Source organism: Diaphorobacter sp. HDW4A, assembly GCF_011305995.1.
Taxonomy (GTDB): Bacteria; Pseudomonadota; Gammaproteobacteria; order Burkholderiales; family Burkholderiaceae_C; genus Diaphorobacter_A.
Map to the genome: position 1 here is coordinate 1,204,776 of NZ_CP049910.1, position 20,858 is coordinate 1,225,633.

Here is a 20,858-nt window from a genome sequence, read left to right on the forward strand (position 1 = left end):
CAATGTACGGGACTAAGCTTAAGCCATGTCAACAAAATCTACAGACATTTCTGCCCGTGCCACTGGCGGTGGAAAGGCCTTGATCGCGGGTGGCCTGTCCGCGCTCCTTGCGTCCGCCTGCTGCCTTGGCCCTCTGGTGCTGATCATGCTGGGCATCTCTGGAGCATGGATCAGCACGTTGACGCTGCTGGAGCCGTACCAACCACTGTTCATTGGTGCAGCCACTATCGCCTTGATCTTTGCGGCGCGCCGGATATGGCGCCCGGTTGTGGCCTGTGAAGCGGGACAGGTATGTCAGCGGCCGATGGTCAGCCTCTCCTACAAGGTGCTGTTTGCCCTGGTGACCCTGTTGCTGGTGGCCGCGCTGGTGTTCCCCCTGTTCGCCCACTGGTTCTACTGATGAAAGGCTCCGACATGAAGCGGTTGATCATGACCACTGCAGCACTCTTGCTGCTGACGCCCGGCTGGGCTGCCCAACAAAGCGTCACTCTGTCGGTGCCCGGCATGAGTTGTGCCACTTGCCCCATCACGGTGAAGAAGGCACTGACCCAGATCGACGGAGTCATTGGCGTCAAATCCAACCTGGCCAAACGAGAGACCACGGTGGTCTTTGATGACACCAAGGTCAAGGTGGACGTGCTGACCAAGGCCACCACGGAAGCTGGATTCCCGTCATCTGTTGCCCCGGCAAAGCCGTAATGGATTTGATCTTGGACTCTGTTCTGACGTGCCCTGAGTGTGGGCATGCCAAGAACGAAACAATGCCGACGGACGCGTGCCAATGGTTCTACGAGTGCGAAAGTTGCCACACGGTCTTGCGCCCAAAACCGGGCCATTGTTGTGTGTTCTGCTCGTTCGGTTCGGTGCCGTGCCCTCCAATCCAGGCCGGTGGCGACGAAGCTTGCTGCGGCTCCAAAACGTAGGGGTCACTCCACCTCTGCGACTTCCAGCGGTAGATCAGGGTGGGGTGCCCGGACGCTTACGAAAAAACTCTCCCTCGTTGTGGCTTGCTCCACCATTGCTCTTTCTGCTTGCAGCAAAAGCCCCGTTGGCATCGTCAAGGACAGCTATATCGACAGTGCGCGCACCACGACAGTCGCCAACGGCCTGGGCAAGCGGCCACTGTGCAAAAGTACCCATTGGGATAGTTTCAAGGACGACAAAGGTCGCACGGTGGTGCAGTACAAATGCACCATCATCGATGGCAATGACTTCCTTAAGGACAGGAGAGAAGACTATCTGGAGCGTGCAACCAAAGATGCAGAAACTGCAGTAACCAGTGCAGTGCGATCACGTGACAGCATCGCAAAAAGTATCGAAGAAGATTATCCCGATTCCCGTAGAAATCTCGAGCGTCTGCAACGAGGGATCGAGAGGATCCAAGCGCTTCCAAAGCAAGGATCGACGGAGAAAGACCAAATCAATTCTCGTGTGTTCCAGATACAGGAGCTTGAACGAGTTTTGGGCGAGAGGCGACGCGATGCCCAGCGTGAGCTGAGTTCATCAGAGGGAGCAATCGTGACTGCTCAAAAGAGGAACAACCCTGAGACTCTCAAGAAAGAGGCGTTCGCACGCCACCCTGTATACAAGGACGCAGCGGAGATTTTTCAATGGATAGTGAATAGCGAAGGGCGGGCAGTTCTTAACTATGGCGAGATTCAGGCGGTGGATGTCAATGGGCAGCAACAAACGCTGATGAAGTACAACCAGCCGGGGTCGATGATCAATCTGGCGGCACAGGCGCCGGAGAGCAAGATCTTGGACTACATGCGCGGGATCGGTCTGGCTTCTTTTACCGGGACATTGGGAAGATAATTTGCCTCCCGCATATGCAGGGTGGTTGACTGCTTCTACGATCGTTGTGGCAAGGAGTAGGTTGCGCTGCGAAGTTGGATATAGGCTGAACTGAGTCATTCGCAGTCGGCGGCTTGAGTGGCCGCGACGGCCGTTACCGGACATTGGCGCGGTGACGGCGTGTAGCAACGTAGCGTGTCCGAAGCCGGGCAATAGGGCGCTAACACCCAACGACAAGCACTTAAAAAAACTGGTCGAACTCGCGATGCCGACTTGAATTCTCGAAAAGTAGCTTTCCGATCTATGGGTGTATGGTATTTACACCCTGCAGCGGCATTTCAACCAAAGAGGTTACTAGCCTGCCACTACAGGACCCGGGGCGCTTTAGTAGATCGGTCAGAACTCTGGCAATGGCCATGAATGCTCAGTACGTATCAATGGGCGTCGTCGCGTCGAAGGCGAGCTCCTCACCGCGATCTAGCGCTGTCTGAAGAATCGCGGGGTGGCGGGGATGATTGGAAATCCCATGAAGACAGGCCACCTCCTGGATGAAGGGATCACCTGACTGCATCAACTGGTGCCCGCGCTCGTTCCACAAGGCGAAACGATTGAGTTCATCGTCGGCCGGGCCAGCGACACTGATGCCATTTGCTCGCAAAATGGCCAAACCCTGACGTTCGGCAGGACCCCAGGATTGGACTTGGCAAGTGATTTCGCCGGGAATAAGTTTCAATGGCTGAGCGGCCGATTGGGCTGCATTGCCGCCCATTTTTAGAAGGCGCGTTATGTCTCGTGTGCCGACTGCATGGAGTATTTCTGCAAGCATGACGAGCTCTGGGTATTGCCTCAGTCGCTCTGCAATCAAAGGCAAATCTTCAGCTTTGGCAAGGTAGAGGAGTCGGCCTGCGAAATAACGAATTTTAGAGATGACTCTCTTGCGCGCGTAAACATCTAAATTTTGGCCGGCCTCAAGGAAATGAAGCAAACGTTCGGTAAATTCCGTACGCAGAATCCGCGCAGAGAGTAAAAGCGCACTTGGCGTAGTCTGCCGGAATATCTTGCTTAGCAGCCACGGATAACGCCGTAGTTGGCCAAAGAAGCGATCTTGATACCTCGCATCACTGACTTCAACGCTGTAATCTGGCAACGGAATCCGGAAGCCCTCTTCAGAAAATTTGGTTGCAAGATTGGCACGAGAGGGAGCCTGTGAAATAAGGAATTGCTTAAGGTCGCGGACGAAGAACATCCAACCTTGTGAGTCGTTGCCGCTGAAATCAGCCTCTCCTATCAGCCAATCCCGCGCAGCAAGTTCGAAGTCCTTTCCGGCTCCGGCGTCATGCAAGTCAAGTCCTAACTCGCTCAACATTCCTGCCAATTGCGCGCGGCCTGCGGCAACACCTACTGTTGACCCCACCAGCACCACGTCATCCACGTAGCGGAAGTAACGATTTGGGAAGGCTGCGGACATGGTTTCATCAACATCACGCAACACAAGGTTGGCAATCAGATGACTAAACATAGGGCCGGTCAGTAGCCCCTTGCCATGAGCAGCGTTCTGGCATACCAGTGCGTGGTTGGCTAAAAGCTTTGTGCCTAAATCACGAAATAGGGAGGCTATCTGAGCTACATCGCACGCCTTCAACCAGGCGCTGATTGCCAGCTCGCCGGAGATGTTTGGGTAAAAGCGTTTAATGTCGGTGTAGCGTACGATCTGACCAACGTCGGCTTTACATACCGCCGCGATTTGTTGTTGCCGCTCTTGTAGGCCCGTGAAGTAAGGCTTGTAAAGACCTTGAGTGTCTTCACCTTCTGCCAGACGATAGCTGAAGACGAAGTCGGGGGCGCGAAATGCTGCGTGCCGGCTGCATTCAGCGAGCAATGCAGCTTCCGCGAACGACTCATTGGGTCCGGGCAGAAAGATGTCACGGTAGCCTACTTGGCCGTCGACGCGAATATCCTTGAAGTGCAGGGACTGGAAATAGGCGCTGCTGCTTCGATTTATCACGAGATGTGGAGACACCTCCTCAGCCCAGCGATCCCTGCGTGCACACTGATTGGCGAAGTAATAGCGCAGTCCAAGGTAGGCCATGATGTCGCGAGTGCGATACTGATTGGCTGCACGCAGTGCGAGTAACTGCGGCCTCATGCCTTAGCTCCACTCAAAGGTAAATCGAAGCGCTGAATTACTAGATGAACGTTGAATTGATGGTCCTTCAATGGGTGTTGAACGCCAGCAACACTTTTCCCAAGGTTCTCAACCACGAGAGTCTCTTGCTCTTCCTTCGTCTGATGTGCTGAAAACAGTTTTTTAAACCAACCGAGAGCTCGGGCGAAGAAGCCGCCTTGCCCAATTACCTTGTTCGTTTGCGGCTCGATCCAGAGCACAAAACTATTGTGGGCTCGGCCGTGTACTAACAGGCTTTCAAATTGCGGTAGAGCCTCTTTCCATTTCCCCTTTCCCTGGAGAAAACCGGAAAAATTGGCCAGCACCATGAGGCGGGCTGAACATTCTTGGCCAAGCACGGTCAGGCGGTTAGTCAGGTCTGCGGTAGAAAATTTATCCAACGCATCCCAGGGCAGGAACTCGGCAGAGACCCATATCGCCTGATCGACCAATGTCTCCCTGATGTGATCTATGGCTAGACTGGCATAGCCTCGAGCGGAATCGGACAACTCACCGCCAATAACCTTGACGTACAGTGGGTTGCGTGGGATGCGGTCTTGGCGCCGTAACTCAGCAATGCTCGTCAGCAGCGTCAGAACAGCTGCGCCAGAGCCACAAGGCAGATCAGCCACTAGGACGGTCCCACCCGAAAAAACCTTCGCAAACGCGTCTGCCACCCCAGAAAGTTCATCTCGAGGGTCAAGTAAGCTAAGTTGGACCCGTGCCGACGAACCACTGAAACGCCATGCCAAATGCTCGTCCGTTGCTTCCTTGCTCAATCCACCGGTTATTCCCTCAGGCACCGGCTGTAGCGCCTTTGCTTCTAGTCCAGCATGTTGAAGCAAGTGCTTCCAGGCAGTGAGAAGTGTCGGTGCAAGATGCAGGCATGTTGTTTCAGCATGCCAAAGTGTTTCTGGGATATCTGCGGGTTTAATTAGTCGGGACATTAATCAACCACGTTGACAAGCAGTTCTTAGGACATAGAAGCTTATTTGTTTTGCACAACCGTCAGGCAAGCTCCCAGGATGGATACCAATTATGTAACAAATATGCCTGCAGCTTGGAGGATCATAAGCTTTGACCGCTTCTGCACCGTAAGCAATACTGCAGCCTTCGGGGGCCAAGGTCTGCAACCGCTGGAGGCCGTGTGATAACTCGCTGGGAGCCCACACGAGTCACACGCAGGTTGCAGATTTGTCGATTTCTGCGACTTGACGCCGTTTGGAAGAATCCACGGCGATGTTGGAGCCCTTTTGGGGCTTTAGATCGGGGCTGCGGCGACCGCAAAGGGCGCCTATGCGCCCAACAACTGCATTGCTTTCTTGCTTCCCTCGAAGCCCAAGATGCTGAGGATGCGTTTGAAGTTGTACGCCAGCACGTTCAGGCTCATCTCGGTTGCCACGTTCTGGATGCCTCGGGTCAGGAAGTGCGTCCAGCCCATCCAATGTTTGAGTGTGCCGAACACATGTTCAACGGTGCTCTTGCGCACCGTCATCGGGTTGGGCATCAGGTCCAGCCGTTGCTGGGCCTTGTCCATGATTCCCTCGTGCTCCCATCGCCGGATGCGTCGGTAATTGCTCGTAGTGCATTGCGCCCTCATGGCACAGCCAGGGCAGGCACTTGACCAATAAATGCTGATCTGCAGTCCAGCCTCTTCGCGACTGAAGCGGCGGATCGCACTCTGGCCCGCAGGGCATTGGTACTCGTCGTCGCGAGCGATGTAGATGAAATCTGTCTTGTGGAACCGGCCCTCGGCCCGCGCATTGGATGTCATGGGTTTGGGCACAAGCGCTGCAATCCCGCTGTCGTCTGTCCGCACGTTGTAGCCCACCATGGCCGTGCCTTTGGCGCTGTGGGTGGTCATGGCTCGTGCGTCAGGATCAGTCTGGGAGATCTGCCGATCAGGCACCGTCTCCAGTTGCGCCTTGACGACTTGAAGGTCTTGCAGGCGCTGGCGCATCTTTTGAATCTTGTCTTGCAGGCGCCCGGTCTTTGCCTGCATCTCCACTGGTTGGGTTCGATCTTGCCTGGCGTGAAGTTGCGCTCGCGGTTGTTGACGGCCTTGAACTTGCTGCCGTCGATGGCCACGACGGCGTCGGTGAACAGCTTCAACTCGCGGCACAGCATCACGATCCAACGGCAGACATTGCGAATGCCTTTGCCGTTGTCGCGCCAGAAGTCCGCGATGGTCTTGAAGTCAGGGGCGAGCCGGCCGGTCAGCCACATCAACTCCACATTGCGCTGGCATTCGCGCTCCAGCCTGCGGCTTGACTGGATTCGGTTGAGGTAGCCGTAGAGGTAGAGCTTCAGCAGCACTGAGGGGTGATACGAAGGCCGGCCGGTTGCAGCTGGCTTTGCGCCATCGAAATCCAAACCGACCAAGTCCAAGTCATTGATGAAGACGTCCACGATCCGAACGGTGTTGTCTTCTACAATGAAGTCATCCAGGCACTCCGGCAGCAACGTGACCTGCTGCCTGTCCTGACCCCCGATGTATCTCGACATATTGACCCCCGTGTTCAATATGTCTATGAACTCTACCGAATTCGACTTCGGTCAGAGAGAGGGTTTTCACACAGCCTCGCTGCAAAACTGAAGTTGGTGTTCGAGGACCTGCTTCAGGCTGAGAGCCGTCATCCAACTTTGACAGCTCAATGACTGCGGACGCCGATAACGGACGCTCATCGGAGATCCTGCAGAACTCCTGAGCGCACGAAGGAACTTTGCCCCAGCCCGCCACCGAGGCTCGCTTTGGTCGGCTGCGAACTGGATCTGCTGACCCATAGCCGTCATTGACGGCATGACAGTGCAGTCACGGTAGAAAGCCTAACTTTTGACGATAGATATCGTCAGACCATCCCAACCCTTTTCACCGACGGTTTGCAATGCAGTGCTGTCCAGGCGCTCGTTCTTAGAAAGCATATCGATGAATGCTCGGACTCCTCGGACGTTGCCATCTTGGCTGTCCGAGCCCACGACTGCGCCGCCTCGAACCACGTTGTCTCCAACAATGACGGTTCCGGGACGTGCGAGCTTCAGCGCCCATTCCAGATAGTTTGGGTTGTTTGGTTTGTCCGCATCAATGAAGATGAGGTCGTAGGGCCCTTGAAGCTGAGGCAACACATCAGATGCGGCACCAGTACGAATGTCAACCTTGTCTCCGCACCCAGCGGATTCACAGTTCTTGGCCGCGACTTTGGCCCGTTCCGGGTCGACTTCAATGGTGGTGATAACTCCATTTGTTGGTAGGGCTCGTGCCATCCAGATAGTGCTGTATCCACCTAACGTACCAATCTCTAACACGCGCTTGGCTTGGCTGAGACTAACGATGAGCGCCAAGAATTTTCCTTGCACGGCAGATACGTCATGTGTCGGCATCCCGGCATCGGCGTTCGCAGCAAGTGCGGAGCGTAGCGCCTCATCTTCTGGAGCCAAGTTTTACGAAAAATAAGCATCTACAGCAGCCCATTTCGGCACGTCAGAATTTTGATAGTCAGGTTGTCTCACCATTGGTAGGTCTTCTTGAAAGCTGTTGCAAGCCCTAATTTTGCAGCAACTGAATGACTGCATGTGGCCGGCAATGACCAGCAAGAAGTTGCCGCCGAGGCCAGAAGTGCATGATCATTCAGCATCTGTGCGTGCCTCCTCGCGATAGGCTGAAAGCGGCCATCCAGCTTTAGGAGCTGAATGATTACGGATGCTGATAGCGGTCGCTCATCGGAGATCCCGCTGAATTCCAGAACACACGAAGGAGCGTTGACTCAGTCCGCCAGTGAAGCGCTCATTGGTCGGCTGTGAACTGGCGCTGCAGACCCATAGTTGGCACTCTGCACCCGCTGGAAGCGATCCTTCGCGGGTTCGACGTTGTTCGGCGGTTCTCCCTGCGTGCTCACCGTCGGTCTGTCCTTGGGCATCGATAGAGGTCGCGTCCCAGACGGCCTGCCGTCGATATGCGCCGGACTGGACAAGGCATACCCAGAGGGTGGCCTGAGTAGTTACAGCAATAGGCTAGAACGGCGGCGTACTGCGCGCGAACATCCAGGCTCCAATTCAGGAGTCGGTTGTCCACAAACACCGGAACGACGTGCTGCTCAGGAATCTCAAATACGCCTGCGAAATCACGTCGTGAAACGAACTCGTCGGCGAGGTCTTGCCCAACACGTATAAGCGAGTCGACGGTGGCGGCTATCTACGAGACGCCTTGAAATAGTGAGTTCCGTCAACGATGGTCGCTCGCAGCTCGCTTTGCCTGCGATGCGGCCAAAACATCTGCGGGAAGTGACGCGCCATTCCTTGCGAGATGACAGTCGGTGCCGCTTGTAGTGGCGCATGTCTGGGCACAACTGGGCCGACCCGCTCCTTGCAGGCCAAACCCAGTGTGGCCTTTCACCTATCCACGAGCTTCCTTGCCCTGACCGGAGTCTGACGCCTGTCTCACGGGCTTGCTGTGTTGCACAGATCGTGCGAAGCCGCCTTCCGTTGCCTGTCAAGCAGGTGCTGTGTGCAGGCGTGCAATATTGAAATATCCCGTTATTTGCGACATAAATGAAATTTTTCTTGACCTTGCGTTTTTGTGAAATTACTATTGTCTCAAATAATAGGATGTTAAAAAATCAACTATTGAAGTCGTGCCTGACGTTGTGGTGCAGCGGTAGATCCATACGCGTGCAAACCACGGGTGAGGGCGCGCAGGGTGCAGTTCGACGGCGGCCTTGGATCCATGCCATGCCAGATTGGCAGCAGGAGCTTCTATGTAAGCGATGAGCAAAAAGTTGAGATGTATTCGGCCAAATTTCAATAAAAGCAGGAGACAAATGTCATGAAAATCTCGTATCACGCAGCGTTCGGTGTCCTCAGTGCTCTGCTTGTGCCCAGCGCCCAAGCCCAGAGCTCCCTGTCCATTTACGGCGTCCTGGACGCGGGTGTCACCTATCTGAGCAATTCCGGAGGGCATTCGCGCACGTCGCTGGATTCCAGCCCCAGCAAGCCTTCGCGCCTGGGAATACGCGGATCGGAAGATCTGGGAGAGGGACTGTCCGCCATCATCAATTTGGAGGCCGGCATTCTCACCGACACGGGTACGCAGTTTGACGCGAACACCTTCTGGAACCGGGAAGCCAGCGTTGGTCTGACCAGTCGCACCTGGGGCACGATCAAGGCCGGTCGAATGCCTGACCTCTCCTACACCGATCTGGGGATTCTGGATGGGACACCCATGATCGAGGGTGGCATGCAGTCAGGCTATACCGGCTTCAGCCGGCCAGCCGGCCAGGCCGGTGCACCACCACCGGTGGACCTTCACTACGGAGGCGCCCGCTACAACAATGCCATCAAGTGGTACAACCAGTTCGGTGCGGTACGTGCCGGCCTCATGTATGCGATGGGTAGTGAAAACAGAACCGACAAGATGTATGGCGCCATGCTGCGGTATTCGTCCAACGGCTTCGCCATCGGTGCCGCGTATACCAAGGACAACTTCACCAAAGCGGTGTTTGCCCGTGAAGCGTTGGTCATCAAAACGCAATATGACAGCGGCCCCTTCATCTTTGCTGCCAACTACGGCGTCGGTAAGGACGACACCACGCAAGCACAGAATCGTCCGCTAGAACTGACCGTGGTCTACGCACCGGATGTCCATTGGCGAGTAGGCGGCGGCTTCGGCTACGCATGGGCAACCAATACCACGGGACAGAAAGCACGGCTCCAGCAACCGTTTGTTGGCGCGAAGTACCTCATCAGTGCCCGCACCGAGCTTTATGCGATGGCCGCACACGTGAAGTCCAGCAATGCAGCCGCAGTGCCTGCATCATTCGGCCCATCGGGTGGAGCATTGGAAGTGTCTTCTTCAAATTCCATGAGTGGGATTCGATTCGGCCTATTGCACAATTTCTGATGCGTTAGCAGGTACGCGTCCCCATCAATTGCGGTGGGAGCGCTCCAACCAATCGCAGGACATGTGTACCGTGCTCAGAGCGTGACCTGTGAGGTAGGGCGGGTCTGCAAACAGAACAGTGGACCTGCAGCGTATGTGGCGCGCTGCATGACAGGGACGTACATGCTTCCTGGAACATTCTCACAGCGCAATATCGCCACCTCGCCGGAGAAAAAATCACCGCCTCCTGGAGGCGGTGAGCATATCAATCCATCAAGGCGGGAGAACTCCCCGCCCTTTATCAGGCCATAGGTCCTTGTCGGATCTGACCAGCAAAAATCGAAGTCGTCTGAGTCAGCGTTTCCGGCCATTCATTCACAGGCACGGGCACTGTATCAGGGCATGGCTGACCGTTCCAGCCGATCTGTTCCATATCGAAGTACAGCTCGATGCGGTGCATGTCATCCAGCATGAAATGCGCTGCATATTGAATTCCAGGATGGAGTTCACAGGGCAGTTCCACCTCGGTGAGGCCATTGCTGCGCAGGAACTCTCGCGCCGCACGCAACTGGCTGTATGTCTGGACCTGCAGACCCAGGCTCATCAACGTCGTCTTGGCGCTGAATTTCAGTTCCTCGCGCAGTGCAAGCGGCATCAACGCCACACTGTGATGCTCGCTTCCCGCACGCAGGTAAACGCAACGATGTCCCTTGTAGATCACTTCCTGCGTCTTTTGCAGGCCGATAATCTCTGTGTAAAAGAGTTCCGACGCATCGATATCCGCAACGAACATGCGTACGGGTCCCACGCGCGTCACTTTGAAAGGGCGCTGCAGCAAGACGCCACCGACATCGTGGCTGTAGGGCAGCTCGGACAGGCGTCCGAAACCCGAGCAGAGATCGATGCCATTGGCGAGAGCTTCTTGCACTTCAAGCGCTTCGGCGCGTTGCGGGAGCTCGAACTCCGTATGTGGCAGTCGCTGGTACATGGCGGCGGGCTTGCTTAGGCCGTTCCAACCGATTTGCTCCATGCCGTAGAACAATTCAACGCGGTGCCCATCCGGATCAAATGCATAGACTGCCCAGTTGCTGCCTGGCAGATCTCGTCCGATGCGGCTGATTTCCACCCCTTTTCGCTGAAAGAAGCTGTGCGCGTCATTGATCTCCTGAAGACTATTCACCTGGAACGACAATTGGTTCAATGTGATTCCAGCATCGAAATATGCTTTGCGCAGTGGATCTGTATTGGTCGGATCCATGGCGATCAGGGCATGGTGATCGGTGTTGCAAGTAGTGAAAAATCCGATGACCTCCCCAGTGGGCACTCGCACATCATCTGTGTACCTGAGGCCTAACAGATCAACGAAAGTGGACTGGCAGCGTTCGATTTTCGGATCCCATAAGCCCAGGTGCCCTAGGCGTACCAGTTGGAAGGGACGCGGTAGTTCGACACCGCCAACATTGTAAATTTCAGGTGATGCGTTCATGGTTTTGATTGATTGAATGAAAAGTTAAAAAATGACGCATCTTTGCAAGATGCCGGTTGGTACTGAATCAAGACAGCTGATTAATCAATATGGGTTGATCTTTTGAGGTTCATTTTGCTCATGATTTCCATATTGTTATTTCCATTGGATCGGGCAGGTGAAGCGATTGGCGTCGGTGTGGATGCCGGAATTTTTGGCGCAGCCTCTACACTGCCGTCATCTCTTCAAGGAATTAGCTTTTAATATTGATTTCGCGTGCGATAGCCCGCATGGTTTGGATGTCGGCAGCAAGCTGGCGATTGACATCGCTCGCACCTCCACGCATAGGCACATTGCCAATGGCTTCAAGCCCTTTGCGATAGGCCGAGGAGTTCATCAATTTATCCAGGCTTTTGGCCAGGGATTCGACAATCTCCGGAGGAGTCTTCTTGGGCATCCACATCGCCGTCCACCCCGAGTACGCCAGATCGGGATATAGCGTATTCAGATTGGGCGTGGATGCTGGAACAATCCCGTCGACTTGTGGGCCGGTAAAGGCCAAGATCTTCAATTGCTTGCTATAAGAGGCGGCGTCGGGTACCCCACTGACCAGAAATTGAATGTCATTTGCAGCCAATGCCTGGAGCGCCGCTGGAGAACCTCCATATGGTATGTGCGTCATCTTGGTGCCGAATCGTTTTTGGATTTGCTCTATGTACAGATGCAAAGGATGTCCGATGCCAGCTGATCCAAAATTGACGTCTGGTCCTTTGCGCTTTGCATATTCCATGAACTCCTCAAAACTTTTGGCTTCAATCTGCCGATTGGTCAATATGAGGTGCATTGCATCTGAAACATAGCCGACGGGCACCAGATCTTTTTCCGGCGCGTATGCCAGCGTTGGGAAAAGAATCGGTGCGAGCGCAAAGAACGATGCACCGGCAATAAATACGGTGTAGCCGTCCGGGTTGCTGCGAGCCACCGCTTCGCCTGCGATATGGCCTCCTGCGCCTGGGCGGTTTTCCACCACAAAAGGTTGACCAATGATTTCGGAGAGGTTCTGCCCCAAGGTGCGCGCAAGCAGGTCGCCCATTGCGCCGCCGGCACTCGATGAAATGTTCTTCAATGGACGCGCTGGATATGTCGCGGCGTTGGCCCAGGTCGGGACAGTCATAAGACCTCCTGCGACCAGGGTTGCAAGCACCTTGCGGCGATCAATTTCCGTTTTTTCGATTCGAAGCATTTTGTCTCCTGGGTTATACATTTCAAACTCTGCTTGCGGGGAAATTAAAGATTCACATCCTGAGTAGTAGTAGCGCCTCTTGGATTTTTGGTGGCTGCTGCGACACAGCCAGAAGGTATGGTTATGGAGGTTTCAGCAGCATCAAATTTCTTTTGAGTGCGTGATCGGGAAGTCAAATCTGACTCATGCATTGCTCTTGAATATGCTGCGGCAATGCCGTTGGCAGCAGCCAGCAAAGGCTTGAGATGGCGTTGGAGGATCGTGGCCAGTTCCACCGCAGAATCGATCCAGTTGATATTCACGCAAGCGACCACCAGATTACCGGCCATCACAGGAGCCGCGATGCTTGAGGTCTTGGGCTGTATGCCACGGATGCGAACGCCATATCCGCGCAGCCTTGTGGCATCCAGCTCGCGCTGCAGCAGCAATGGATGCCGCATATCGTCGCGTTCGGGAAGGTCGGTGCTATCAAGCGTCTCGATGATGGCGCTCCGTTCGGCGTCGCTGCAGAACGCCAGATAAGCGCGCCCCGTCGCAGTCGCCAGCATCGAGACCAGATGCCCGTTTGAGATGCGTTCGAGCGACAGGGGGCTGCGTCGGTGCGTGGTGGCACGGATCATCATGGCACCGTTCTGGTACGTGGCGATATCGCATGGCCACACAACCTCTTCGCTGAGCATTGCGAGGTGCGGCTCGGCAATCTCGGCAATCCAGTCGTCGTCGCGACAACCGAACGCCAGTGCGCGCACGCGCAAGGCAAGGCTGTATCCATCACGCAACCCTTCGCGCTGCACGTAGCCGAGCTCGAAGAGTGTCTCCAGCAATCGGTGTGCGGTAGGGCGCGGAATGGCCATGGCAGAGGCAATCTGGGCCGCAGACGCCTTGCCCAGGTGCCCGACGGCCTCCAGGATTGCCAGCCCCTTGGCCAGGGACTTGACTGAGTGATGTGAGCCAAGAATCGTCAAAACGAGGTCATCGCCCGAACAGGAATGCGAGACTCTCGCGATTGAACGTCACCGGATCTTCAAAATGCCCCCAGTGCCCGACCCGATGCATCGCCACGTAGCTGGCGTTGGGCAAAAGGGTGCGCAGGCGTTGAGCAGTTTCCAGGTAGGCATCCGGATCGTCCACTGCGCCGATCAGCAGCACGGGGGCGGACAGCTCACGCCACTCCTCCTCGCTGATCGTGTTGCGTTGGCGGATCTCTGGGTCCTGGAGCACCAGAACGTTCTTCGTCGCCTGCTTGGCGCCGGGCAGCGAGTAGATCGCGCGGCGTACAGCCACCATATCGTCGATGCGACTTTTTTCCTCCATCAGCAGGCGCATGAAGACGCTCTTCACATTGTCCCAGGTGGGTGCGTCGGCAGCCTGGCTGCGCTGCGCCACGATATGGGCCATGTTGGCTGCGTTGTTGATCAAGCCTGCCGGAGAAATCAGCACCAGCTTGTCGGTCATTTGCGGATGGGTCAGCGCAAAGCGCGCTGCAATCCACGCGCCCAGCGAGACACCGATGAAGCTTGCGCGCTCAATGCCGAAGGCTTTCATCACCGCGTGCACATGGTTGACGTAGACGCCGATTTCGTAGCCCATGTCGGGCTTGTCGCTGTGGCCACTGCCCACCATGTCGAAAGCGATGCAGTTGAAATGCTGCGCGAGCGGGCCGAGGTTGCCGCAGAAGGTTTCCCAACTGCCGCCCGTGCCGTGCAGCATCAACAGCGGCGGTGCATCGGGCTGGCCAGCCTGAACGTAGCGCGTGCGAATGCCGCCAGCGTCAATAAAGCCTTGGCGAAAGGACGTTGTGGAAAGATCTGTCCAGATGCTGCGATATTCATCCATGTCGCGCGTTGCCGATGTAGTCATTGAACTTCCTCGTTGTAATGTTTGGTTTGACTGTTGTGATGCGTTGGTTGTAGTTGCGCATGCAGTGCCCGCAACAGGCGACACAGATCCTCGCGCGTGACAGCGCTGCCGAATACCGTGCGATCCGGACGCACGATCACGGCTTCGAAACCATGCTCAAGCGCCATGCGCTGAAAGAGCGACGCTGTCTCGCGCAGCACCGGGCTCAGCTCGCAGGCGAGCGGCGCTTGTGTTGAGCCGAGCAGCACCAGACGCTCCCCTCCAATTTCATTCCAGTGGCGCAATTCCTCCGGGCCCAGCCAGGCCTGCGCCTGTGGCGTGGTCGTGATCAGCAGGAAGCCGTTGGCCAATTGATCGTCCAGCAGGCTCAGCGCTCCTTGCGCATTGCGCACGGTGGGCTGCACCAGCAGGTGGCCACTGGCTGGGGAGCGTTGCGGATCCAGCACGCCCGAGTCGAGCAGGGGAATCAGGCTCTGTCTCAGGCGCGGCCGGGGCGCCTCAGCCATCTCCTGCACCATCCGCGCGTCGCGTTCACGTGCACGCGCCACGTCGAGTTCGCCGATTTGCTCGCCAATGGCCTTGGTGCGTGTGATGAGCGTCGTCACATGGGGGCGTCGCTCGGCTTCGTAGGCATCGAGCAGGGCGCTTGAGGCCAGACCTTGATGGACCATCCTCAGTTTCCATGCCAGATTCACGGCGTCCCGGATGCCCGAACACAGGCCTTGTCCCATGAAAGGTGGCGTCTGGTGCGCGGCGTCGCCAACGAGCAGTACCTTGCCACGGCGCCACTCTTTGGCAATGAGTGCGTGAAAACGGTAGACCGCGCTGCGGCATATGTCGAGCGCATCAGTTTCGACAAAAGGCGCCAGTGCGCGCAGGATGTTCTCGGGCTGCTTGAAGTCTTCGGCCTGCTCGTGTGGCATGACCTTCAACTCCCATCGATACGTGCCTTGCGGCCCCGGGATGTAAGAGGTGGGACGTTGCGGATTGCAGAACTGGCGGCCCGTCTCGGGCAGTGCCACAGGGCGTTTCAGGAAGGCATCGACCACCATCCACCATTCATCGAACACATGGTCTTCAACGCCAATGCCGAGCTTGGTCCGCACCGTACTTCCGGCACCATCGCATGCCAGAAGGTAGTCGGCCTCAAAGGACATGATGTCGTTTGAAGCGACGTTGCTGGCGCGTACTTCGACACCAGTGTCACTTTGCTCCACCTCGGTGAGTTTCCAACCGAGCCTGACGTCAATGGTGTCCAGTTGGCTCACACGCTCACGGAGCAGCGTTTCGAGTTGCGGCTGTATGAAGGTGAAGTTCGGCGCCCAACCCAGCGGGAATGGGCCGGGGTGGGGATCGATTTCCTCGATTACCTGGCCGTCGACACCGATCCATTGCGCGCCGCGAAATGGCCGGGTCTTTTCGACAAGTGCTTCGGCAATGCCACATTCCTGCATCACGCGCATCGCCTCATGGTCCATGCCGATTGCGCGTGGCTTGTCGAACACGGTGCTGGACTGCTCGAGGATCAGCACGCGCAAGCCTTGCTGTCCGAGCAAAATGGCCAAGGTGGCGCCGACTGGCCCATAGCCGGAAATGAGCACATCCCAGCGTTTCATGCCGCTACCCCATCGAGGCGGTTCAGGTGCGCGACGCACACCGGAAACTGCGGCTGCGATGCATTGCGGCCAGCGGTGGCAAAGTCCGCCCCTGAAGAGGAATCGGCGATCGGTTTATCAGTGAATCGAGACATGGAGTTCTCCTGTACTTATGCGATTCGACCCAGTCTATGAGGACACTTGGACGCGCGCATGGACTGCTTTTCACTTGTCCACGTTGTGGACATCAAGACCGCAACGCTCAGGTCTGCGGCAGTCGGGTGCTTTGGAAAGCACTGAACTGCCAGGCGCCAGCGCGACGCAGCCACACGCCCATATAGCGACTGGCCAGTTGTCTCGATTCATCGCCTTTGCGGATTTCGGCATGCATCTCTCCCGAGATCACGCCCGCATCGTCAGTGGCAGTCACCTGCAACTGCTCGAAGGCGAGGTGTTGGTAGACAACCTCTGACGATGTCAAGCGGGCAAACAGGCTGTCGAACGAGTCGATCACGCCCGTTGAATGCACGTACCGCAGATCAGACGCGAGAAGCAGGCGCAACGTTGGCCCGTCTGCGTCCAGCATCGCTTTGCGGCGTCTCTCTTCCAGTGCCAATAAATGTGCGATCTCGCTCATGTGTCAGGCCAGACCCATGCGCCGGGCCATTTCAGCGCGCCACTCATGGCGGGGCTTGAAGCCGGTAAGCGATCGTGCGTGCGCTTCCGCCTGGGCCAAAATGGCTTCGTCAGAAAGGGTCAGATCCACTGGCTCACGCAGTGGCTGCGAGACGTACCACGGCAGCTCGAAATACAGCTCGAGCCGGTTTCCTTCGGGGTCCGGAACATAAATGGACAGCGAATTGCCATGGGTCACCGGGGCAATGCCGGGCATTCCTTCGGCCACCAGGCGGCGGTGCATCTCTTTCAGCGTGGCGAGGCTGTCGGCCTTCAACGAGATCTGGTTGATCACATTGAAAGCGATCTCATCCGGCCGGCCGTTCATCAGCACGATCTGGTGGTGTTCAGCGGGATCGCGGCTCAGGAACACGATCTGCATGGGGCCGTTCGCAGCTGAGAGCTGGCCGCGGTCGGTGACCGTGAACTCGAGAGCTCGCGTATAGAAGTCCTCCATTTTTGCCATATCGTTCACGAAAAAGCCCATGTGGCTGAAAGTCAGTCCAGGTCTGGGCGAGGGCGTGTCTTGGGTCGCAAGCGTGTGAGGTTGTGGCATAGGAGTGCTCAAAGAGGTGAAACAGGAAAGGCGTGCACGGGAGCTCAGCGATCAAGCTCAGGTTGTCGCCAACTGCGAGGCGAAACCAGTGGCCATGCCCAGCAGGTGCGTGATGTCCTGGCGCTCGAATGCCAGAGCGGCCACATAGCGATCCGGGCGCAGCAGCACGGCGCCTGCGCCAAGCCGTTGCAGCCAGTCGCGCGCGGCGCTGGAGTCAGCAGCAAGCACCTTCACTGCGCTCGGTGCTTCCGCAATCTCCCATGTCGGGTCAACCAGCAGCGCAAACTGGTATCCCGCCAGGCTGTCGAGCCGAATGCCCGCGGAGAGCGTGGGCTGTTCACCGACCATGCCAGCGGCTCCGCCACCCTCGTGTACTCCCGGGCCAAGGCGCGGCTGCGGTGTTGTGAATACCTGTGGGTTGGCGCGCATCTCGAGGTCGCGGCGGCGCGCTTCTTCAGGGTCCTGGGTCTGGATCACGGCCCCCAGACGAACGGCCGTCTCGATGAATTCGCGCACATGCGGCGAGCGCTCCGTTTCATAGGTGTCGAGCAAGTCGTCTGCCGCGCGCCCGGAGATCACTTCCGCCAGCTTCCATGCCAGATTGGAGGCGTCGCGGATACCCGCCGCCATGCCTTGGCCCATGAATGGAGGGGTCTGGTGCGCAGCGTCCCCGGCGATCAGCAGGCGACCATTGCGCCAGCCTTTGGCGACCACGGAGTGGAAGGTATATACCGCTGGCCGCTCCAGATCTGCGTCCTCGGGAGTGACCCAGCGCGACAGCAGTTGCCAGATCATTTCGGGGCGGCTCATTACGGAGGCGTCCTCTCCTGGCATCAGCATGAATTCCCAACGCCGCCGGGCACCAGGTCCGCGCACGTAGGTGGCAGGCCGGGCCGGGTCGCAATACTGCACGGCATGGTCGCCGAGGTCCGCACGTTCCTTGCGCAGAATGATGTCCACCACTAGCCAGCGCTCGTGCGAGCGCAGATCGTCGAGTTCGGTGCCCATGAAGCGCCGCACGGTCGAGCGCGCGCCGTCGCAGCCAACCACGTAGCGGGCGCGGGTGCTAAGCAGCCGCCCACCGGACATGTCTTCCAGTCTCAGGCCGACATCATCGTCGCCTGGTTCAAGCGCAAACACCTCATGGCGCAGCCGGACGTCGACGCAAGGCTGCTCGGCAAGCCGTGCCCGCAGCTCAGTCTCCAACGTCGGTTGATGGAAGCGGTAGCTCGCATGCCAGCCCTGGGGGCCTACCTCGGTGGAGCGCTGCCAGTCGAGCAGCAGGCGCCCGTCGGCGTCGACAAACTTCATTCCCGGTGCGACAACGAGATCCGGCAGCAGAAGATCGGCGATGCCAATCGTCTGGAATACCCGCATGCATTCGCCATCGAACTGGATCGCGCGTGGCAACCGGTAGATGTCCGGCTCGCGCTCCAGCACGAGCACGCTGAGTCCGTGCAGTGCGAGCAGGTTGGCGAGCGTTGCCCCAACGGGGCCGAGACCGATCACGGCTACGTCGTAGCGGTCGCTCAAAGGAAGGGAAGGCTTTGCATTCATTGGACGGTGATCCGGCGCCGCTTGATCGGCAGCATGTGAGTGGCTTGGGAGGTGGTTCGCGGATAGCTGGTCATGCGTTCGGATGACTCAGCTATCCAGGCACTTAGCGCTCGTCAACGATGGAGTTGCGCAAGACGCCAATGCGATCAACTTCCACCTCGACCACATCCCCGGCCTTCATCCACAGCGGAGGAGTGCGCTTGGCGCCGATGCCGCCGGGTGTTCCGGTCACGATCACATCGCCAGCTTGCAGCGGCGCCACCGTGGAGGCGTAGGCGATCTGACGGGGAATGTCGTGGAGCATCATCTCGGTCGTCGCGCGTTGCACCTCGACGCCATTCAGCCGCGTGGTGAGGGTCATCACCGTGCCTGCAGGAATCTCGTCGGCTGTGACCATCCAGGGGCCGAACGCACCTGTACGCCAGAAGTTCTTGCCCGGGCACCACTGCTGCGTGTGCATCTGCCACTGACGCACGGACGCGTCGTTGTAGCAGGCATAGCCGGCAATGTGATCCCATGCGTCGGCTTCGGAGATACGGCGTCCCGGCTTGCCGATGATGATGGCGATCTCGCCTTCGTAATCGAGCGTGACGGACTCCGGGGGGCGTGGAATGGCTTCACCGTGCCCGACTTGTGAGTCGGCCACGCGCAGGAAAAAGACGGGCTGCTCTGTCACCTCGCGTCCCGTCTCCCGAACGTGCTCGCCATAGTTCAACCCGACACACCAGATCTTGCTGGGATTCGGGATGACGGGCAGCAGCTTCGCGTCAGCGAACGCGAAGTCGGCCTCACGCGTCAGAAACTGTCGGGCTTCTTCGATCGCATCTGCCTGCAGCAGGCTCTGCAGATCCGCGTAACGCTTGCCAAGCGCTGCACCGAGATCGATGACCCCTTGCCCGTCGGCGGTGACGAGTCCAAAACCATTCTTACCTTGTCGCTCAAAACTAACCAGCTTCATCATCGCTCCTTGAGTTAAAAAATCCCAATATTTGCGACTATCATACATAACAAAGAAGGCAAGGACAAGCATTTGATCTTCACTCGTCGCAAATGGTAAGATTCATAAACTCAGTTTTCTGACCTTCAATCCCCGCAGCTCCGTCGATTCGCAGATGGCAGAGACCGCACAAGACCTTCCTATGACCAGCTCAACCCGGGTGTTTGCAATCCTCAATTTGTTCGGAGAAGAGCACCCGATCTGGCATGCCGACGAGATCAATGAAGCACTGGGTTACACGCGTGCGACGGGCTACCGCTACGTCAAGGAGCTGGTGGATGCCGGGTTTCTGCGCAAGGCCTCTGCGGGGCGCTATTCGCTAGGGCCGCGAATCATTGAATTGGACTTCCAGTTGCGTCGTAGTGACCCGGTGCTGTTGGCGGCGGTGCCGGTTGCGGATGAACTGGCCAAGCAAGCACGCCTTGACGCCGTTCTTTCAACCGTGTTTGAAACCAGGCTGGTGGATACGTACCGTGCAAGCGCAGATCCCGCGCTGCAATTTCGCTATGGGCGTGGCCGCCCGCGTCCCCTGTTCCAGGGGGCGGCACCGAAAGTCATTCTGGCCTTCATGGCGCGTGCGCAGTTGGTGAAGATCTACGAATCCTGTACCGCCGACATTGCTGCTGCCGGCCTTGGAACGACTTGGTCCGAGTTCCGTTCCCGGCTCACGGAGATCCGCAACGAACGCTTTTATTGGTCCCGGGGCGAACTCGATACATGGCTCTCGGGTGCTGCCATGCCGCTATTTGACGCGGATGGCGATGTGGCGGCGGCCCTGACGCTGGTCGGCCTCAATGAATCCATGGATAAGCTGGGCGTGGAGCGGGTAAAGCTGCTTCTCGAACGCGCCTGCGAGGACATTCAGGCAAGCATCGCTCAGGGGGGCCTTCCGCACCCTTTGCCAGAACATGTCTGACGGGACAATTTGTTCTGATTGACTCAATAGGCAAGAAGCCGGGCTGATATCCCGGGAAGACAGGCCAGACAGTCGTGGGCGCTCGTTGGTGTCCAGCATGTATCGGATCATTTCGGAACATTTCAGCGCCTTGCGTTGCTGAGTGGCTGGCTGCTCGCGCGCCG

Annotated in this window: 20 protein-coding genes and 1 pseudogene; 7 read left to right on the forward strand and 14 right to left on the reverse strand. The window is 57.3% G+C overall.

Annotated elements, in window-relative coordinates; genetic code table 11:
• Positions 1–25 precede the first annotated feature (25 nt).
• The 4 genes from merT to G7047_RS05440 all read left to right on the forward strand — a co-directional run bounded on the left by merT (position 26) and on the right by G7047_RS05440 (position 1,815).
• A complete protein-coding gene (gene merT, locus G7047_RS05425; RefSeq protein WP_056265800.1) occupies positions 26–400 on the forward strand; it encodes a mercuric ion transporter MerT in 375 nt (124 codons plus the stop codon).
• A gap of 14 nt (positions 401–414) precedes the next feature.
• Entirely contained in the window at positions 415–699 is a 285-nt protein-coding gene (gene merP, locus G7047_RS05430; protein ID WP_056265797.1) for a mercury resistance system periplasmic binding protein MerP, read from the forward strand.
• Complete coding sequence (locus G7047_RS31075; protein WP_082585479.1) at positions 699–923, forward strand: GDCCVxC domain-containing (seleno)protein; 225 nt, start codon at positions 699–701, stop codon at positions 921–923. The genes merP and G7047_RS31075 overlap by 1 nt, the downstream gene beginning before the upstream one ends.
• Before the next feature lie 79 nt (positions 924–1,002).
• A complete protein-coding gene (locus G7047_RS05440) occupies positions 1,003–1,815 on the forward strand; it encodes a hypothetical protein (RefSeq protein ID WP_166301825.1) in 813 nt (270 codons plus the stop codon).
• A 403-nt stretch (positions 1,816–2,218) separates the two neighbouring features.
• On the opposite strand, the gene G7047_RS05445 is transcribed toward G7047_RS05440, so the two are convergent.
• The 4 genes and pseudogenes from G7047_RS05445 to G7047_RS05460 all read right to left on the reverse strand — a co-directional run bounded on the left by G7047_RS05445 (position 2,219) and on the right by G7047_RS05460 (position 7,393).
• A complete protein-coding gene (locus tag G7047_RS05445) occupies positions 2,219–3,940 on the reverse strand; it encodes an RNA-directed DNA polymerase (RefSeq protein WP_166301828.1) in 1,722 nt (573 codons plus the stop codon).
• Entirely contained in the window at positions 3,937–4,905 is a 969-nt protein-coding gene (locus G7047_RS05450) for a hypothetical protein (RefSeq protein ID WP_166301831.1), read from the reverse strand. Before G7047_RS05450 ends, G7047_RS05445 begins: the two co-directional genes overlap by 4 nt.
• Before the next feature lie 347 nt (positions 4,906–5,252).
• Positions 5,253–6,463: pseudogene (locus G7047_RS05455) on the reverse strand (transposase).
• Positions 6,464–6,784: 321 nt separating this feature from the next.
• Positions 6,785–7,393, reverse strand: a complete 609-nt coding sequence (locus G7047_RS05460) for an O-methyltransferase (protein ID WP_240939376.1) — start codon at positions 7,391–7,393, stop codon at positions 6,785–6,787.
• 1,384 nt (positions 7,394–8,777) lie between these two features.
• Between G7047_RS05460 and G7047_RS05465 the strand changes: the two genes are divergently transcribed.
• Positions 8,778–9,851, forward strand: coding sequence for a porin (locus G7047_RS05465; RefSeq protein ID WP_166301834.1), 1,074 nt, complete (start codon positions 8,778–8,780; stop codon positions 9,849–9,851).
• 104 nt (positions 9,852–9,955) lie between these two features.
• Positions 9,956–10,090, forward strand: coding sequence for a zinc ribbon domain-containing protein (locus G7047_RS31465; RefSeq protein ID WP_205904828.1), 135 nt, complete (start codon positions 9,956–9,958; stop codon positions 10,088–10,090).
• Positions 10,091–10,131: 41 nt separating this feature from the next.
• Here G7047_RS31465 and G7047_RS05475 read toward each other — a convergent pair whose 3' ends face one another.
• From G7047_RS05475 to G7047_RS05520, 10 genes are all read right to left on the reverse strand, one after another.
• The gene (locus tag G7047_RS05475) at positions 10,132–11,316 is read right to left on the reverse strand and encodes a VOC family protein (protein ID WP_166301837.1); all 1,185 of its coding nucleotides are present in this window, start codon (positions 11,314–11,316) and stop codon (positions 10,132–10,134) included.
• Positions 11,317–11,548: 232 nt separating this feature from the next.
• Positions 11,549–12,538 (reverse strand): tripartite tricarboxylate transporter substrate binding protein, encoded by a 990-nt coding sequence (locus G7047_RS05480; RefSeq protein WP_166301840.1) that lies wholly within the window; start codon positions 12,536–12,538, stop codon positions 11,549–11,551.
• A 44-nt stretch (positions 12,539–12,582) separates the two neighbouring features.
• Positions 12,583–13,503, reverse strand: coding sequence for a helix-turn-helix domain-containing protein (locus G7047_RS05485; protein WP_166301843.1), 921 nt, complete (start codon positions 13,501–13,503; stop codon positions 12,583–12,585).
• Positions 13,504–13,510: 7 nt separating this feature from the next.
• Positions 13,511–14,398 (reverse strand): alpha/beta fold hydrolase, encoded by an 888-nt coding sequence (locus tag G7047_RS05490; RefSeq protein ID WP_166301846.1) that lies wholly within the window; start codon positions 14,396–14,398, stop codon positions 13,511–13,513.
• Positions 14,395–16,014: a bifunctional 3-(3-hydroxy-phenyl)propionate/3-hydroxycinnamic acid hydroxylase gene (locus tag G7047_RS05495; protein ID WP_166301849.1), complete on the reverse strand. Its 1,620-nt coding sequence runs from the start codon at positions 16,012–16,014 to the stop codon at positions 14,395–14,397. Before G7047_RS05495 ends, G7047_RS05490 begins: the two co-directional genes overlap by 4 nt.
• Positions 16,011–16,148, reverse strand: a complete 138-nt coding sequence (locus tag G7047_RS05500; protein ID WP_166301852.1) for a hypothetical protein — start codon at positions 16,146–16,148, stop codon at positions 16,011–16,013. The genes G7047_RS05495 and G7047_RS05500 overlap by 4 nt, the downstream gene beginning before the upstream one ends.
• Before the next feature lie 107 nt (positions 16,149–16,255).
• Entirely contained in the window at positions 16,256–16,630 is a 375-nt protein-coding gene (locus G7047_RS05505) for a nuclear transport factor 2 family protein (protein WP_166301854.1), read from the reverse strand.
• Positions 16,631–16,633: 3 nt separating this feature from the next.
• A complete protein-coding gene (locus G7047_RS05510) occupies positions 16,634–17,155 on the reverse strand; it encodes a VOC family protein (RefSeq protein ID WP_240939377.1) in 522 nt (173 codons plus the stop codon).
• Positions 17,156–17,281: 126 nt separating this feature from the next.
• Entirely contained in the window at positions 17,282–18,781 is a 1,500-nt protein-coding gene (locus tag G7047_RS05515) for a bifunctional 3-(3-hydroxy-phenyl)propionate/3-hydroxycinnamic acid hydroxylase (RefSeq protein WP_166301860.1), read from the reverse strand.
• A 103-nt stretch (positions 18,782–18,884) separates the two neighbouring features.
• Positions 18,885–19,739 carry a fumarylacetoacetate hydrolase family protein gene (locus tag G7047_RS05520; RefSeq protein WP_166311895.1) on the reverse strand — a complete coding sequence of 285 codons (855 nt, stop codon included), beginning with the start codon at positions 19,737–19,739 and terminating at the stop codon, positions 18,885–18,887.
• Positions 19,740–19,893: 154 nt separating this feature from the next.
• Between G7047_RS05520 and G7047_RS05525 the strand changes: the two genes are divergently transcribed.
• Complete coding sequence (locus G7047_RS05525; protein ID WP_166301863.1) at positions 19,894–20,694, forward strand: IclR family transcriptional regulator; 801 nt, start codon at positions 19,894–19,896, stop codon at positions 20,692–20,694.
• The last annotated feature ends 164 nt before the right edge of the window (positions 20,695–20,858 follow it).

Coding starts and splice junctions, on each gene's coding strand:
- merT (WP_056265800.1), top strand. CDS start 26: ATGTCAACAAAATCTACAGACATTTCTGCCCGTGCCACTGGCGGTGGA.
- merP (WP_056265797.1), top strand. CDS start 415: ATGAAGCGGTTGATCATGACCACTGCAGCACTCTTGCTGCTGACGCCC.
- G7047_RS31075 (WP_082585479.1), top strand. CDS start 699: ATGGATTTGATCTTGGACTCTGTTCTGACGTGCCCTGAGTGTGGGCAT.
- G7047_RS05445 (WP_166301828.1), bottom strand. CDS start 3,940: ATGAGGCCGCAGTTACTCGCACTGCGTGCAGCCAATCAGTATCGCACT.
- G7047_RS05450 (WP_166301831.1), bottom strand. CDS start 4,905: ATGTCCCGACTAATTAAACCCGCAGATATCCCAGAAACACTTTGGCAT.
- G7047_RS05465 (WP_166301834.1), top strand. CDS start 8,778: ATGAAAATCTCGTATCACGCAGCGTTCGGTGTCCTCAGTGCTCTGCTT.
- G7047_RS05475 (WP_166301837.1), bottom strand. CDS start 11,316: ATGAACGCATCACCTGAAATTTACAATGTTGGCGGTGTCGAACTACCG.
- G7047_RS05480 (WP_166301840.1), bottom strand. CDS start 12,538: ATGCTTCGAATCGAAAAAACGGAAATTGATCGCCGCAAGGTGCTTGCA.
- G7047_RS05490 (WP_166301846.1), bottom strand. CDS start 14,398: ATGACTACATCGGCAACGCGCGACATGGATGAATATCGCAGCATCTGG.
- G7047_RS05495 (WP_166301849.1), bottom strand. CDS start 16,014: ATGAAACGCTGGGATGTGCTCATTTCCGGCTATGGGCCAGTCGGCGCC.
- G7047_RS05500 (WP_166301852.1), bottom strand. CDS start 16,148: ATGTCTCGATTCACTGATAAACCGATCGCCGATTCCTCTTCAGGGGCG.
- G7047_RS05505 (WP_166301854.1), bottom strand. CDS start 16,630: ATGAGCGAGATCGCACATTTATTGGCACTGGAAGAGAGACGCCGCAAA.
- G7047_RS05510 (WP_240939377.1), bottom strand. CDS start 17,155: ATGGGCTTTTTCGTGAACGATATGGCAAAAATGGAGGACTTCTATACG.
- G7047_RS05515 (WP_166301860.1), bottom strand. CDS start 18,781: ATGAATGCAAAGCCTTCCCTTCCTTTGAGCGACCGCTACGACGTAGCC.
- G7047_RS05520 (WP_166311895.1), bottom strand. CDS start 19,739: ATGAAGCTGGTTAGTTTTGAGCGACAAGGTAAGAATGGTTTTGGACTC.
- G7047_RS05525 (WP_166301863.1), top strand. CDS start 19,894: ATGGCAGAGACCGCACAAGACCTTCCTATGACCAGCTCAACCCGGGTG.